Here is a 14858-nt window from a genome sequence, read left to right as displayed (position 1 = left end):
TGTTGACTTATTTACTATTTTGAACTGTTGTATTCTACATAAGTTTTTAACCATTACATCTATAATTCTTTCATTCATTTAAGTTTAATTTATAAACTTGGGTTAACTGTACTTTCAAATTCTTTTAATAAATTATTGAAAACCGTTTCCACAGGAAGCACTTCATCAATCAGGGCTGAAACCTGCCCGATTTCCAGTTCGCCTTCCTCCATGTCGCCTTCAAACATTCCACGTTTTGCCCTGGCTCTGCCTAAAGATGCAATTAATGAGTCTTTATTTCTTCCGGTATTGTAAATTTCTTCCAGTTCATTGAAGAACTTATTTTTTACCATTCTCACGGGAGCTAATTCCTTCAAAGTCAAATGAGTATCACCCTCCTGAAGTTCTGTTATTTTTTGCTTCCAATTGTCATGGGCACTTGCCTCAACCGTCGCCGCAAATCGGGATCCAATCTGCACCCCGTCTGCGCCAAGAATCATTGCTGCTTTTATTTGCGAACCTAAAGCAATTCCGCCCGCCGCGATCAATGGTTTTGAGATATGTTTTTTAACGTTTGGAATTAAGCAAAATGTTGTTGTTTCATCCCTTCCGTTGTGACCACCTGCTTCAAAACCTTCTGCTACAACAGCATCAACGCCTGCATCTTCACATTTCATGGCAAATTTTGTAGACGAAACTACATGAGCTACTTTTAATCTTTCTTTTTGTAAAGTTTCTGTATAAGTTTTCGGGTTTCCGGCAGATGTGAAAACAATTTTCACTCCTTCTTCCAAAATGATTTGAATAACTTCATCTAAATTAGGATAGAGCATAGGAACATTCACTCCAAAAGGTTTATCTGTAGCCTGTTTGCATTTTTGAATATTTTCCCTTAAAACATCAGGATACATGCTTCCAGCACCGATTAATCCCAATCCTCCGCAGTTTGAAACTGCTGAAGCCAGTTTCCATCCCGAATGCCAGATCATTCCGGCTTGTATGATAGGATATTGAATATTAAAAAGTTGTGTGATTCTGTTTTGTTCTGACTGCATCTCGTGAAGCTTTTTCGCTGAATTAAAATCTATAAAATTGCTCATGTTGTAAAAATACTAAAAATAGAGGTTTAGGAAAGATTTAGACATAAAAAAAACCTCCAGAAATCTGAAGGTTTTTGATTTTATTTTTTAACTGAATCTTTTTTCCAGCTTCCTTTAAAACTACAAGAGTCGTAACGCCCGTCGATGGAAATAAATGTTGTCGGAAGTCTTGAGTTTACAAACTTTTCGACCATTTCATTTCGTTTTTTGTTGAGTGCCATTTGTTTGATTCTATCGTAATCTGTTTCCAGGGTAATCTGGTGGGCAGGAATTACATCCTCAATTTTCACGATTTTCACAACTTTTCTCTTTCTTTCGTCTTCGTCATCAAAAGCCGTTGTGATATCTCCTTTATTTAAACCCGCCAATTCATAGCTGATAGTACCTGGAATACTTTCTCTTTCGATTTTACTTGATCCGTCTGCACCGGCAATAACCCCAGCATTGAATTTCGTCCTTTTATCATCAGAAAATCTGAAAGTAGCATCTTTAAAAGAAATTTTATTTTCATTAATTAAAGTTCTGATACTGTCCAGTTTAGTTTTTGCGGTTTTAATTTCTTCATCCGTTGGCGTTGCCATCAAAAGGATATGCCTTGCATCATAGACCTTTCCTGATTTTCTTACCAGCTGAATAATGTGATACCCGAATTCAGACTCAACAGGGTCTGAAATCTCTCCTTCCTGAAGGTTTAAAGCTGCAGCTTCAAAAGGTTTTACCATCTGGCCTTTAGAAATATTTTTCATCAAACCGCCATTCGAAGCAGAACCCGGATCTTCGGAATAAATTCTTGCCTGGCTCTCGAAGCTTTCTCCACCTTCGATGTCTTTTTTAATTTTCTTAAGCCTGTTGATCAAATCTTCTTTATGAGCCTCCGTAAGCTTAGGATACATCATGATCTGAGACAGAGAAATTTCGTCTTTGATTTGCGGTAATTGCGCTTTGTAAGTATTATAAAAGTCCGTTACTTCATTAGGTGTAACGTCTGCTTTTTCAGTGATTCTCTGATATTTAGCCTGTCCGTAATACGTATCGGTATCAATTTTCTCGATAGCGTTTTTCATTTCGTATCCGTTTCTGAACTTATAGGCTGCCAACATTGCTTTTTCGTCAGGAAACTGGGAAAGAAGCTGCTGGTATTTTGCATTAGCCTGCTCTTTGATTGCGGCAGAACGGTTTTCAATTAAGGTATCTTTCCTTGCTTCATACACGAGAAGTTTGTTGTTGAGAAGGTTTTCCAAAAACTCACATTTATCTATATTAGAAGCTCCCTGCTGTTTTGCATAGTTCATCTGCTCATTCACGTCAGACTCCAGCACAATTTCATCACCGATTACAGCAGCAATACCATCCACTAATTCTCCTTGTTTCAGCTGAGCTTTCATCATATTTGTCGCGAAAAACATGATGAAAATTCCAAAAAGAAAAGTGATCTTAAGTTTATTTGTCATTTTACTATTTTAAACAAGTTGCAAATTTAGAATTCTTAATGAATATCACTAAATTTTTTATTATAAATATTTCTTAAAAAGACTTATTTATTGTACTTCCACGTCGAAAGTCGTTAATTCTTTGAATTGTCTCAATCTTGCGAACATATCAGATTCGTTTACTTCCTCAATTCTCTCCGTCCCGAATTTCTCAACCGTGAAAGAAGCCATCGCAGAACCTACGATTAATGCAGATTTCATAGTTTCGAAATCAATCTTTCCTTTTTTAGCCAAATATGCTGCAAAACCTCCTGCGAAAGTGTCCCCGGCTCCGGTAGGATCAAAAACCTCTTCCAACGGAAGCGCAGGAATCGCAAATACCTTACCATCATGGAAAAGTAAAGCGCCGTGCTCTCCTTTTTTAATAATAACATATTCCGGACCCATTGTATGGATTTTTTTTGCTGCTTTTACCAAAGAATATTCCCCCGAAAGCTGTCTTGCTTCTTCATCATTAATGGTAATTACATCGGTTTTAGCGATCATATCCATTAAAATATCCCAAGCGGTATTCATCCAGAAATTCATGGTATCAAGGATAACCAGTTTCGGACGGTTGTTCATTTTTTCAAGAACGGAAAGCTGTACGCCGGGATGTAGATTTCCTAGTAGTAAAATCTCTGCATCCTGCATAGAATCAGGGATTTTTGGGTCAAAATTTTCCAAAACATTAACTTCGGTAGCTAATGTATCTCTTGTATTTAAATCATTATGGTATTTCCCGGACCAGAAGAAAGTTTTTCCTTCTTTTACGATCTCAATTCCTTCAATATTGATGCCTCTGTTTGTGAACATATCAAGGTGTTCCTGTGGGAAATCTCCTCCAACAACGGAAACGATTCCGGATTTTACACCCAAGATAGATGAAGTGATCCCGATATACGTTGCTGCACCTCCTAAAATTTTATCAGTTTTTCCAAATGGCGTTTCGATCGCGTCGAACGCAACACTTCCTACAACTAAAAGTTTCATATTTTTTATCAAAGTATATTAAAGTAATTAATTTTTCCATTCAAATGTGTCGAGCAGATGTTTCATATCTTTTTTGATATAATCCACTGCGGGAGCCAAAGAATCAGGCTTTGGTCTTGTGTTGAAGTATAAATAAGCGGTCACGAAATGCTTCGTGCTGTCTGTAATGTAAAATTGAAGATTGGATGCGCTCTGCCCTTTAAGCTCATAAAAATTCCCATACACCCTCTTTTTAGGATATTCGAAAGACTTTGTGTCAATGGCGCTTGCTTTAATCGTATGTTCGTAAACCATTTTTTCCGCTTCCTTGATATGTTCTGCAAAATCATTCTGAATCGGGTAATATGTCACAAAAATCTTCGCCTTCATTTTCGGGTAGTTCAAGTAGTACCAGCAAGGTTTTTTGGCATTCGTAATTTTTGCAAAATCCGAGTATTCAAAAGTGTATGCACAGTTGTTTTCAAATTTCTGATACTTTGGCGCGGGATATTCCAAACGGAGCTCCCCATAAGGCTTCGGAACAGGATCTTTTCCGCAAGACACCAAAAGCAATGCTACAAAAATAAAAATGGCGTTTTTAAACATTTTGCAAAAGTACAAATTAGATTTCAGATTTCGGGAGACAAATTTCAGGATTTCAATGGGTTTTGAATTTCAATTTTATTTAATGTAAATTTAACTATAAAAGGTTTTATTTAAATATTATTTTAAACGCAAAGTCCGCTAAGATTTTTTTGACTATTAAACGTTTTAAGTTCGCAAAGGCTGAACTACGTTCGTAAACCTTCAGTTTATACTCAGCAAAGAGCGGGGAGAATGTCATTCTGACGAAGGAAGAATCTCTATCCACAGTCTTGTAAACTTCCATCTTCCAGCCCCCCAACTTCCATTGCGCTAAAGAATTCTATACGCTGTATGATAATTTTGAATATAATTTTCCAAAGGTTTTGGGAATGATCTTTCGTGAGAAGCTTCAACGTCCGTGACAATAAAATTATTTTCTTTAATAAAGTTTTGCCAGGTTGTTTCTGAATCCACCTCAATATTAAAAATTTCAATGCTTAAATTCTTATGAGTCAGCTTATGATTAACCATTTTTACGCTTTTAATAAAAGGAACTAATTCATCCGAAATTTCAGGTGGAAATTCAAATAATTTTTTCCAGATAAAATCATCTTTTCTTTGCTGGATTAAAAATTTACCGTTTCTGTGAACGAAATAATATTTTAAATCTAAGTCTTCGGCCTTTACTTTTTTCGTTTTAACGGGAAATTCTGAAACTTTATTTAAAGAAAATGCCAGACAATCTTCGTTTAAAGGACATGCACTGCAAAGAGGATTTTTGGGTTTACAGATTTCCGAGCCCAGATCCATCATTGCCTGATTAAAATCCCCGACATTTTCGGGTAAAATTAAATGTGCCAGCTCAGAAAAATAATTGAAAGCCCTTGAATTGGAAATATCAAAATCATCTGCAAAAACACGGCTTAAAACCCGGTAAAAGTTCCCGTCAACAGCTGGTGTTTTTCCATCAAAACAAATGCTGGAAACCGCCGCAGCCGTATATTTCCCGACACCTTTTAATTTTAAAATTTCTTCATATTGATGAGGAAAAACTCCATGATAATCATTCATTATCTGTTGGGCAGCTTTATGAATATTGATGGCTCTGGAATAATATCCCAAGCCCTTCCAATACAGCAAAACCTCATCTTCCTGAGCTTCTGCCAAGGTTTTTACATTTGGAAATCTTTTAATGAAATTATTATAATGATTCAACCCCTGATTGATCCTTGTTTGTTGAAAAACGATTTCACAAATCCAGATTTTATAAGGATCTTTTGTCTGTCTGAAAGGTAAATCGCGGGCATTTTTTTTGTACCAGTTCAGGAGTTTGTTGCCAATGTGTTGAAAGCTTTGGGTTTCTGTATTTTTCAAAAATTGTTGCTTTAATTTGAGGAGAATTGTTTCTCTTATGTCTAAACCTTATAGGTTTGAGCACGTTATAAATATAATGCAAAGATAAAATTTATTCATCAGCTTTCACAGAATAAACCGGTGCGCCTTTCAGCCATTGATATTTTAGATTCATTTCTTTGGCGATGAAACGGTAGCCTTCCAATTTTTTAAGATAAACATAAGTGGAATCTTTTTTAAACTTTAATTCCTGGCTAGAAAGAAACTGAAATGGAAAATTGACAATGGAATCCCGTGTTGTTTTCAATACATTTCCGGAATGTACCCTGTAAATGAAAATGGATTTTCCGCGGCCTCCGGATTTGTCGATTAATTTAATATTTGAAGTGGAAACCACCATATCACTTCCGTCAAAACATTCCTGAGGTTTCATGATATAAGCTTTTCCTTCCTGCCTTTCATCGGCAAAAAGATCTATTTTGTGATCCTGTGGAACTTTTTTTTCTTCACAACTTACCATGAAGATCAAAAATATGGGCAAAAAGTATATTAACCTGCCTTTCATATTAATAATTTTAATGATTTGATAGAAAAAAACCGATGAAAAATTTGCATCGGTTTTTATTTTAATGTTGATATTTTTTATTCCTGAGTGTATTCTGCATCCCATTCGTTACCATCGTCTCCTTTGTGCCCGTCTAATTTAATAACGAAACTTTTTGTAGGAAAATAAGGCGTTAAACGAATATCCAGCCAAACTCTGTCTTTATTTACTCTGTCCTGCTCGAAACGAACAATTTTGAATTTTTCAATTAATTTGTCCGGACCTTTGATGTTATCTAAAAACGTAACAATCTGTCTTCTCAAATCATCTTCATTTTTTGCATTCCAATTTTCGAAGGCTCTTCTGTTCAGAAAATCAAGTAAAACTTTCGTCACATAGTCGAATACACGAACTACAGAATACGTCTGAAGTCCTATATTGTCTCCCGTGAACAAAGTTTTTGCCGAGAAAGCCATGATTTTTCCGTATTCATTAACCATAGGAACCAGTCCCATTTTTTCAAGCTGAGAAATTTCGCTTTTCTTTAATTCAAATTTTACGGCATCCACTTCATTGATGTTACCGTGCTTTTTACCTGCAGCAACCTGAGACATCAAAGTTTTATGGATTTTTCCTGCCAATGAAGTGGAAGGCGGAAGCTCCACATTGTCTTCTTCGCCCACTTCCTCTGCTTTCCCACGGCCAACCAGCCAGTTACACGTCATAATAACGTTGCTTCTGTGCAGTTCGCCACCGGTAAGATTTGCGGAATGGAATAAATCCACCACATCATCCGGCTTATCCAGGTTTGCAAAGTCTGTAACCATCATTACTTTATTTTCATTACAGATTTTTGCCCATTTTTCAATGACTTTATTTGATCCCAAATATCCCGGAATCGCAAGAATCGAATAATTGTCCCTAAGATCCAATCTATCGTAATAGTTTTTGAATTCTTCGGCAATTGCATCGATAAATAAAGGATTATCAAGATCCGAAACCTGATCAAGACTTGCATTAACGATACTTACGTTATCAACCTTGTCAAGCTCGGTATTTTTGTAGAATTGAGCCACAGTTCTGTAGTTTGTTTCAAGCAAACGAACCGCGTCTAATGTATTTTTTAGGTTTTTCTTTAAATTTTCTTCGGCTTGTTGCGCTTTGGTTTTGCACGTATCTGCCATTTTATCTGCAGATTCATTACCTTCCAAAAGGTTTACCCAAAGATTAATTTTTTGAAGAAGCTCTTTCCTTTCATCCGTTTTATTGGCGTCGGTAAGAAAGATTTCTTTTCTGGCTTTTCTCGTCGGGTTCATGTTTGCGATACCGTCTACAACGGATTCTACAAAACCAAAACCACCTATTTTATTGAGTTCGGCAAGCGGATTCCCCTTCGGTTGGCCTGCGTGTTGCTGTTGACCTTGCTGTTGGCTTTCTGCCGCCTGCTGTAATTTACTATCCATGATTAATGTAAAGTCTTTAGATTATTTTTCAAGTTCTTGTGCCACTTCTTTCAATACCTCGATGAATGCAGCTCTTGTCTGATCATTCTCCAGCATATTACGCAGAATTTTATTTGTTTTCAGCTGGCGGACAATTTTGTTGTATTGTTCCTGCTCCATGCTAAGCTGCTGTAAATAAGTTGATTTCTGGGTAAGACTTTTAGGAGTGAAGTCCGCAAGATTCTGAAAACGGAATTCTTCTTCCACTATATTGCCATCTTCCGTCTCGTGCTGAACAGCCACGGAAGGTTGGAAATGTCTGAAGACGTCATCCACAGTCTTTAATCCTGTTACAATTTCAGGGACATAAGATTCATCGGTTGTAAGCTGGCTCACAATCAGCGACTTATTTTCCTGTATGTCCTGAATAGCTTCATTAGCGTCTACTTTTACCTCGTTTCCGCCAACACCATAATTAAACATTGCCATATTATTATTATTTTGAGATTTCTTATTTTGGTGTGAATTGTTTTTATCAGCATCAAATAACTGACCAATCCAATGTTTAAATTTAAAAAAAAACTGTAACATACAAAATTTTGTTAAGATTTTTCTTGAAATATTTAATTTAATGGGTTAAATATTAACCAAATTGTTAATATTAACGATTCACTAAGCTAGGAAAAATAAAATAAAAAACGCACCATTTCTGATGCGTTTCTTTTCTAACAATTTTGGCTTGTCTTACCAAATTTTTATCCTGTCCTGAGGAGCTTTATACATTTTATCTCCCGGCTTGATATCAAAGGCTTTGATGAAAGAATCCTGATTCACCAACGGACCAAATGCCCTGAAAACTCCCGGCGAGTGCGGATCTGTCTTCACTTGGTTCGTCATATACTGATCGGTAGATTTCGTTCTCCAAACTGTTGCCCAGCTCATAAAGAACCTCTGATCTTGTGTGAAACCACTGATTAATCCCGGATTTCCGTGATCTTTAAGATACATTTGAAGCGCATCGTAAGCAACTGCAACTCCACCTAAATCACCAATGTTTTCACCACTTGTGAATTTACCGTTTACAAAGCTTCCTTTTACAGGTTCGTAAGCACTGTATTGAGCTGCTAACTGAGCTACTTTTGCATCGAAGTTTTTACGGTCTGCATCTGTCCACCAGTTATTTAAGTTTCCATCACCATCGAATCTTGAACCGCTGTCATCAAATCCGTGAGAAATTTCGTGTCCGATAACCGCTCCGATTCCCCCGAAATTAACCGCAGCATCAGCTTTTGGATTATAGAAAGGTGGCTGAAGGATCGCGGCAGGGAAAACGATTTCGTTGTTTGAGCCGCTGTAGTAAGCATTTACCGTTTGCGGAGTCATTCCCCATTCTGTTTTATCAACCGGTTTTCCTACCTTATCCAAGTTTCTCTGATACTGCCATGCAGAAACATTCTGAAGGTTGGAATATAAAGTTGCACCCGCTTTTGGAGATTCCACTTTTAGCTGAGTGTAGTCTTTCCATTTGTCAGGATAAGCAATTTTTACGGTGAATTTTGATAACTTTTCCTGAGCTTTTACTTTTGTTTCAGGAGACATCCAATCCATATCATTGATATGCTGTTTGAATGATTTTAAAAGATAATCAATATAGGTTTCCATCTGCTGTTTTGCTTCCGGAGTGAAGTATTTTTCAACATATAATTTTCCGAAAGCCTCACCAAGAACACCATTTACAAGAGAAAGACCTCTTTTGTCCATCGGGCGCTGCTCTTTTTGCCCCTGGAGATATTTAGAATAGAAATCAAATCTGATCTGCTCTAAACCTTCATCTAAATTGCTTGCGTTACCGTTGATTAAATGATATTTAAGATAATCTTTCAACAACGGAAGGTTCTTTTGGGTAAGGAAAGAATCCATGTTCTGGTAATATTTCAATTCACCAACGATTACCTTATCAGTGCTTACTCCTGCATCTGCAAGATATTTTGGAAGGTTAATATTTTTAACCAAAGCAGGCAATTCAGATACATTTTTTGGATTGTATCTTAAATTCGCGTCTCTATTTTGTTCAAGCGTTAATAAATAATTAGCCAATTGCTTTTCGAAATCAACCACATTTTTTGCCGCTACATCAGAATTTTTATATCCTAAAACCCCGAAAAGTTTTCCGACATAGTTTTGATATTCCGCTAATGTTTTGGTATTCGCTTCATTTACTTTCTGGTAATAATCTCTTCCCAAACCAAGATCCGGACCGCCAAGATATACTGCATTCATTTTTGAATTCTTCATATCCGCGCCCACTCTCCAGCCGTAAAAAGAATTGTCGCCCAACCTTGTCGCTTCCAACAAATATTTCTGAAGATCATTAAGGTTTTTAATAGCATCAATTTTTGCTAAATCTCCTTTAATAGGAGCCAAACCTTCTGCATTTCTTTTATTGGTATCCATAAAAGAAGCATATAAATTCTGGATTTTCTGACCTTCTGACCCTTCGGAATAAGATTCAGATAAAATTTTGTTTAAAATATCCAAAGATGCATCATCCACATTCTCCCTCAACGCATTGAAAGATCCCCAGCTTGCCTTATCAGAAGGAATCTGAGTGGTTTTCACCCAATTTCCGTTCACATAGCTAAAAAAATCATCCTGTGGACGAACGCTTTTATCCATGTAAGATAAATTGATTCCCTCTTCTTTTATTTCTGATTTCACCGGATCTGCAACAACTACCGCAGTATCGGTTTTTGTCCCGTTGTCAGCTGTTTTTGTTGTACCACATGAATTTAAAAATACCAACCCCGAAAAGGCAAGTATTCCGATATTTAGCTTTTTCATTGAAAATTATTTTTGATTTTACACAAACTTACCAAATATACGAATTTTGATGAATTATTTGGAGTTATGAGTTGTAAGTTATGAATTATGAGTTTAAAGGGTAGTTTTTTTGGCTATTGCTTAGATTTTGGCTAAAGTCTTTGTTTTTGGGTGTTTTTAAAACGGGCTAAGCCCGTTCCTATTAAATGATTATTATTTATGGAGGGGTGCTTCGACAAGCTCAGTATGACACCGCTACAAAATGCTGTTGAGATAAACAGTTATATCAGAAATAGCGTGGAAAGATTCGTGCATGGATCCTTTCAGGATGACAAACTTTGTGGATATTTTTCCAAATATTGAAAAGATAATCGTAACCCTAGCCCTGATCGAAGCATTTGTTTGAGCTCATTTTCTGGGTTTTTCGGCGGCGGCTTTGCCGCCGCCGAAAAACCCAGAAAATAGCGAGTGCGGAGAGCAGGAAATTGCTCCTTAAAAACAATAAAAATACAATTCGACGAAGTCAGAAAGCTACAAATAAAAACAAAAAAACCGCTCATTGCTGAACGGTTTCAAATATTATTATCTGATTATTACCAAATTTTAATTCTGTCTTGAGGAGCTTTATACAATTTATCTCCTTGTTTCACGTCGAATGCTTTGTAGAAAGCATCAACATTAATTAACGGACCGAAACTTCTGAAATATCCAGGAGAATGCGGGTCTGTTTTCACTTGATTTACCATATATTTTTCACTTGACAAAGTTCTCCAAACGGTTGCCCAGCTTAGGAAAAATCTTTGTTCTTGAGTATAACCGCTGATTGCTCCAGGGTTTCCTTTATCTTTTAAATACATTTGAAGTGCATCGTAAGCGATGTTTACACCACCTAAATCTGCAATATTTTCACCGTTTGTGAAAGTTCCGTTTACGAAAGTTCCTTTTACCGGCTCGTACTTATCATATTGAGCAGCAAGAGCTTTCGTCGCTTTTTCGAAGTTGGCTTTGTCTTCCGGCGTCCACCAGTCTACCAAGTTTCCATCTGCGTCAAACTGTGCTCCTGAATCATCAAATCCGTGGCTCATTTCGTGACCGATAACGGCACCGATTCCACCAAAATTCACCGCAGCATCAGCTTTAGGATTAAAGAAAGGCGGCTGAAGGATTGCAGCTGGGAATACGATTTCGTTGTTTACCGGGTTGTAGTAAGCATTTACCGTCTGTGGAGTCATTCCCCACTCTGTTTTATCAACCGGTTTTCCGATTTTAGCTAAATCTTTATTGTACTGCCATTCTGTGATGCTTTGAAGGTTGGAATATAAATTTCCACCTTTGGCTTCAGAAGTGATATTTAATTTAGAATAATCTTTCCATTTGTCCGGATAAGCAACTTTTACAGTGAATTTATTTAATTTCTGCATTGCTTTTTCCTTTGTTGTAGAAGACATCCAAGTCAAACCATTGATGTGAACGGCAAAGCTTTTCTTTAAATAATCAATTAACTCAACCATTTGAGCTTTAGCTTCAGCAGGGAAATATTTTTCAACATATAATTTCCCGAAAGCCTCACCCAACGTTCCGTTGATAAGCTCATATCCTCTTTTGTTAAGCGCCCTTTGCTCCTGTTGACCTCTTAAATATTTGCCATAGAAAGCAAATTTCATGTCTCCTAACTTCTCGCTCAAATAAGAAGAACTTCCGTGGATCATGTGGAATTTAAGATAATCTTTAATTATGGGAAGATTCTCAGCACTAACTAATTTATCGAAGTTTTTGTAATAACCGAGTTCCCCGATGATTACTTTGTCTGAACTTATGCCCACTTTTTTAAGATAAGTCGGAAGGTCAACACCTTTTACCAATGTCTTAAGCTCAGCCATTGTTTTTGGGTTATACTGAAGCGTATTATCACGGCTCTGCTCGTTTGTCAAATACGTCTGAGCAATGCTTTTTTCATAATCAACGATTCCTTTTGCGGCAGCATCAGCATTTTTGTAACCTAATTCCTTTAACATTGAAGCTACATATTTTGTATATTCCGCAAGAGCTTCCGTATTTTTTTCGTTCACTTTCTGGTAATAATCTCTTCCCAAACCTAGAGAAGCGTTTCCTAAGTAAACAGCATTCATTTTAGAGTCTTTCAAATCAGCATCAATTCCCCATCCATAAAGAGTATTTTCCCCTTCTTTTGTAACTGATGTCAAATAGTTTTGAAGATCATTAAGATTTTTAATTGCATCAATTTTGTTGATATTTTCCTGAATAGGCTTGATTCCATCGGCATTTCTCTTCTGCATATTCATGTATGTCGCATACAAATCCTGGATTTTTTTACCCTCAGTTCCATCTGCAAATTTATCCTTCAAAAGAGAGTTCAGGATCGTCATTGAGTTGTTGTCTGTATCATCAGCCAGCTTGTTGAAACTTCCCCAAGTTGGTTTATCAGAAGGAATTTTGGCTGTTTTCATCCAAGTTCCGCTTACATAGTTATAGAAGTCATCCTGCGGACGAACAGACTTATCCATCAAGCTAATATCCAGACCTTTGTCTGTATTGGCCACTGTTTTCACGGCACTAGCCTGAGCATTCACTATTTGTGAACAAACTCCTGCTAATAAAAACAAAGAAAGTGTTAGTTTTTTCATTATAATTACAATTTATACAATAAGTATGTTTTTTCTAAAGTTTGTTACGGATGTGTTAAATTTAATAATTAAATTATTCCGCAACTAAAATTCCTACCAGATCCTGGATAATTTTCTGCGAGACAAAATTCATAAAATCAAGACGGTCCAGATGCGGCATATACAATTTTGAAGTAACTACCTTATCATCAACCCTTATGGTATAAAAAACAGTTCCCACCTCTTTTCCGTCTTCCCCTTTTCCGGGGCCTGCAACACCTGTTGTAGAAAGGGAAATATTGGTTTTGAATAATTTCTGACAGCCTTCTGCCATTTCAGCTGCAACCTGCTCACTTACAACGGTAAATTCGTCAATAGTTTCTTTTTTTACCTTTAAAATTTCAATCTTTTTCTCGGTTGCATAGGCTATAATTCCGCCCAAATAATATTTTGAACTTCCAGAATTTGAGGTGATCATTTTTGCTAGGTCTCCTCCTGTACAGCTTTCTGCGGTGGAAATAGTTAATTTTTTTTCATTTAAAATTTCCCCAAGAATTTTTTCAATTTTATCTTCGGAAGTTGCGATCACATGATCTTTGATTAAAGGCAATAATTTTTGAATTTCTTCCTCCAATTGCTGTTGTAAAGCCATTTCACTTTCTCCGGTTGCCGTCAATCTCAATTTTACGCGGGTTCCGACAGGGAGATAGGACAATGCTAGATTTTCAGGTAAAGCAAGCTCCCAATCTTCGATGGTATCCGCCAAAATACTTTCAGGAATTCCCACAACGGAAACTATTCTTGTTGAAATATAATTTAACTTAAACTTTTCCTGTAAATAAGGAATAATCTGATCTTTTATCAATGGTTTTACTTCATAAGGAACACCCGGTAAACTGAACAACAATTTTCCTTCCTGCTCCATCATCATGCACGGAGCTGTACCGTAATGATTCTGAAAAACGGTGGATTTTGTTGGCACAAAAGCCTGTTCGCGGTTTCTTTCAAGGATTTCCAGCCGTCCGCGTTTTTCCATATAATTTTTAAGATGATTAAAAGTAACATCATCCAATGCAATGTCATCATTAAAAAATTCTGCGATGGCTTTTTTTGTTTTGTCGTCTCTGGTAGGACCCAAACCACCTGTTGTGATTATCAAATCCCCAATTTCAAGAGCGGACTCCAACGTATTTTTAATTGTATTAATCTCATCTGAAATAGTAAAAATCTGCGTAACCTTTATTCCTATATTTTTAAGTTCGGTAGCAATGAAATTAGAATTGGTATCAACCGTATTTCCGGAAAGTATCTCGTCTCCAATTGTAATCAAAACAGCTTTTTCCATATATTATTTTAGAAAATTTCTTTACAAATGACGGAAAATTCCGTATTACGGGCAATATAAATTGATTTTTTCTATTTTTGACTGAAATTGTTTAAAACTATAATTAAAAATTATGTCTAAATATGATGATGCTTCATGGCATTATGGTGGTGATTTTCCAGATGGTCTTCCTGAGAAGAATGGTGCAACCCACACCGGAATGTTCCTGAATTGGTGTATAAATAATGATCTGATTTCCAATGAACTGAAAGAAGATTCTGCAGAAGAAATTGAAAAACTTAAACGAAGAGAAATCACGGGTGCAGAGTTTGTAATGGATCATTTGGATGGCAAATTTTCCGAATTTGATCTGAGTGACTGGGGAAATAGCTTTGCGAAAGATTATTATGCAGATGACACGGATTTCGGAAATAAATTCAGTTCATGTGCTGATGATTATGTAAATCTTTTTGATACAAAAGCTGAAGAAAATGATTATGAATACGAAACTTTTTATCATATTGAAGACACCTACGAAAATTATGATCTGATGAGACAGGTTATTGATCACCGTTTTGAGGAATGGAAGGAGTATAAAAGCTTGAATTAATTTTACTGTCATTGCGAGGAGCGAAGCGACGAAGCA

Annotated in this window: 12 protein-coding genes; 1 reads left to right on the top strand and 11 read right to left on the bottom strand. The window is 36.5% G+C overall.

The window, feature by feature from the left end:
* Positions 1-89: 89 nt before the first annotated feature.
* The 11 genes from ATE47_RS02895 to ATE47_RS02845 form a co-directional block, all read right to left on the bottom strand.
* Entirely contained in the window at positions 90-1079 is a 990-nt protein-coding gene (locus tag ATE47_RS02895) for an NAD(P)H-dependent flavin oxidoreductase (protein WP_228376307.1), read from the bottom strand.
* A gap of 80 nt (positions 1080-1159) precedes the next feature.
* Positions 1160-2530 carry a peptidylprolyl isomerase gene (locus tag ATE47_RS02890; protein WP_062160543.1) on the bottom strand — a complete coding sequence of 457 codons (1371 nt, stop codon included), beginning with the start codon at positions 2528-2530 and terminating at the stop codon, positions 1160-1162.
* A gap of 87 nt (positions 2531-2617) precedes the next feature.
* Positions 2618-3541, bottom strand: coding sequence for a PfkB family carbohydrate kinase (locus ATE47_RS02885; RefSeq protein ID WP_062160542.1), 924 nt, complete (start codon positions 3539-3541; stop codon positions 2618-2620).
* A 27-nt stretch (positions 3542-3568) separates the two neighbouring features.
* Complete coding sequence (gene gldD / locus ATE47_RS02880) at positions 3569-4126, bottom strand: gliding motility lipoprotein GldD (protein ID WP_062160541.1); 558 nt, start codon at positions 4124-4126, stop codon at positions 3569-3571.
* A gap of 309 nt (positions 4127-4435) precedes the next feature.
* A complete protein-coding gene (gene mutY / locus ATE47_RS02875; protein WP_062160540.1) occupies positions 4436-5479 on the bottom strand; it encodes an A/G-specific adenine glycosylase in 1044 nt (347 codons plus the stop codon).
* A 91-nt stretch (positions 5480-5570) separates the two neighbouring features.
* The gene (locus ATE47_RS02870; RefSeq protein WP_062163423.1) at positions 5571-6023 is read right to left on the bottom strand and encodes a hypothetical protein; all 453 of its coding nucleotides are present in this window, start codon (positions 6021-6023) and stop codon (positions 5571-5573) included.
* Positions 6024-6100: 77 nt separating this feature from the next.
* On the bottom strand, positions 6101-7465 hold the full coding sequence (locus ATE47_RS02865; RefSeq protein WP_062160539.1) for a DUF5458 family protein: 1365 nt from the start codon (positions 7463-7465) through the stop codon (positions 6101-6103).
* Positions 7466-7486: 21 nt separating this feature from the next.
* Complete coding sequence (locus ATE47_RS02860) at positions 7487-8035, bottom strand: type VI secretion system contractile sheath small subunit (RefSeq protein WP_062160538.1); 549 nt, start codon at positions 8033-8035, stop codon at positions 7487-7489.
* Positions 8036-8188: 153 nt separating this feature from the next.
* Entirely contained in the window at positions 8189-10285 is a 2097-nt protein-coding gene (locus ATE47_RS02855; RefSeq protein ID WP_062160537.1) for a M13 family metallopeptidase, read from the bottom strand.
* 572 nt (positions 10286-10857) lie between these two features.
* A complete protein-coding gene (locus ATE47_RS02850; protein ID WP_062160536.1) occupies positions 10858-12909 on the bottom strand; it encodes a M13 family metallopeptidase in 2052 nt (683 codons plus the stop codon).
* Between the two features lie 73 nt (positions 12910-12982).
* Positions 12983-14233 carry a CinA family nicotinamide mononucleotide deamidase-related protein gene (locus tag ATE47_RS02845; RefSeq protein ID WP_062160535.1) on the bottom strand — a complete coding sequence of 417 codons (1251 nt, stop codon included), beginning with the start codon at positions 14231-14233 and terminating at the stop codon, positions 12983-12985.
* Between the two features lie 112 nt (positions 14234-14345).
* On the opposite strand from ATE47_RS02845, the gene ATE47_RS02840 reads away from it, so the two are divergent.
* The gene (locus ATE47_RS02840; RefSeq protein WP_062160534.1) at positions 14346-14822 is read left to right on the top strand and encodes a DUF7832 domain-containing protein; all 477 of its coding nucleotides are present in this window, start codon (positions 14346-14348) and stop codon (positions 14820-14822) included.
* Positions 14823-14858: the final 36 nt, after the last annotated feature.

Origin of the sequence: Chryseobacterium sp. IHB B 17019, from assembly GCF_001456155.1 — a bacterium.
Classification (GTDB): domain Bacteria; phylum Bacteroidota; class Bacteroidia; order Flavobacteriales; family Weeksellaceae; genus Chryseobacterium.
This window is presented reverse-complemented; position numbering and strand designations above follow the sequence as displayed.

What these genes read in the sequence shown, in the direction of transcription:
- ATE47_RS02850 (WP_062160536.1), bottom strand. Translation starts at nt 12,909, where the DNA reads ATGAAAAAACTAACACTTTCTTTGTTTTTATTAGCAGGAGTTTGTTCA.
- ATE47_RS02840 (WP_062160534.1), top strand. Translation starts at nt 14,346, where the DNA reads ATGTCTAAATATGATGATGCTTCATGGCATTATGGTGGTGATTTTCCA.
- ATE47_RS02860 (WP_062160538.1), bottom strand. Translation starts at nt 8,035, where the DNA reads ATGTTACAGTTTTTTTTTAAATTTAAACATTGGATTGGTCAGTTATTT.
- ATE47_RS02885 (WP_062160542.1), bottom strand. Translation starts at nt 3,541, where the DNA reads ATGAAACTTTTAGTTGTAGGAAGTGTTGCGTTCGACGCGATCGAAACG.
- ATE47_RS02895 (WP_228376307.1), bottom strand. Translation starts at nt 1,079, where the DNA reads ATGAGCAATTTTATAGATTTTAATTCAGCGAAAAAGCTTCACGAGATG.
- ATE47_RS02865 (WP_062160539.1), bottom strand. Translation starts at nt 7,465, where the DNA reads ATGGATAGTAAATTACAGCAGGCGGCAGAAAGCCAACAGCAAGGTCAA.
- ATE47_RS02870 (WP_062163423.1), bottom strand. Translation starts at nt 6,023, where the DNA reads ATGAAAGGCAGGTTAATATACTTTTTGCCCATATTTTTGATCTTCATG.
- ATE47_RS02855 (WP_062160537.1), bottom strand. Translation starts at nt 10,285, where the DNA reads ATGAAAAAGCTAAATATCGGAATACTTGCCTTTTCGGGGTTGGTATTT.
- ATE47_RS02845 (WP_062160535.1), bottom strand. Translation starts at nt 14,233, where the DNA reads ATGGAAAAAGCTGTTTTGATTACAATTGGAGACGAGATACTTTCCGGA.
- gldD (WP_062160541.1), bottom strand. Translation starts at nt 4,126, where the DNA reads ATGTTTAAAAACGCCATTTTTATTTTTGTAGCATTGCTTTTGGTGTCT.
- ATE47_RS02890 (WP_062160543.1), bottom strand. Translation starts at nt 2,530, where the DNA reads ATGACAAATAAACTTAAGATCACTTTTCTTTTTGGAATTTTCATCATG.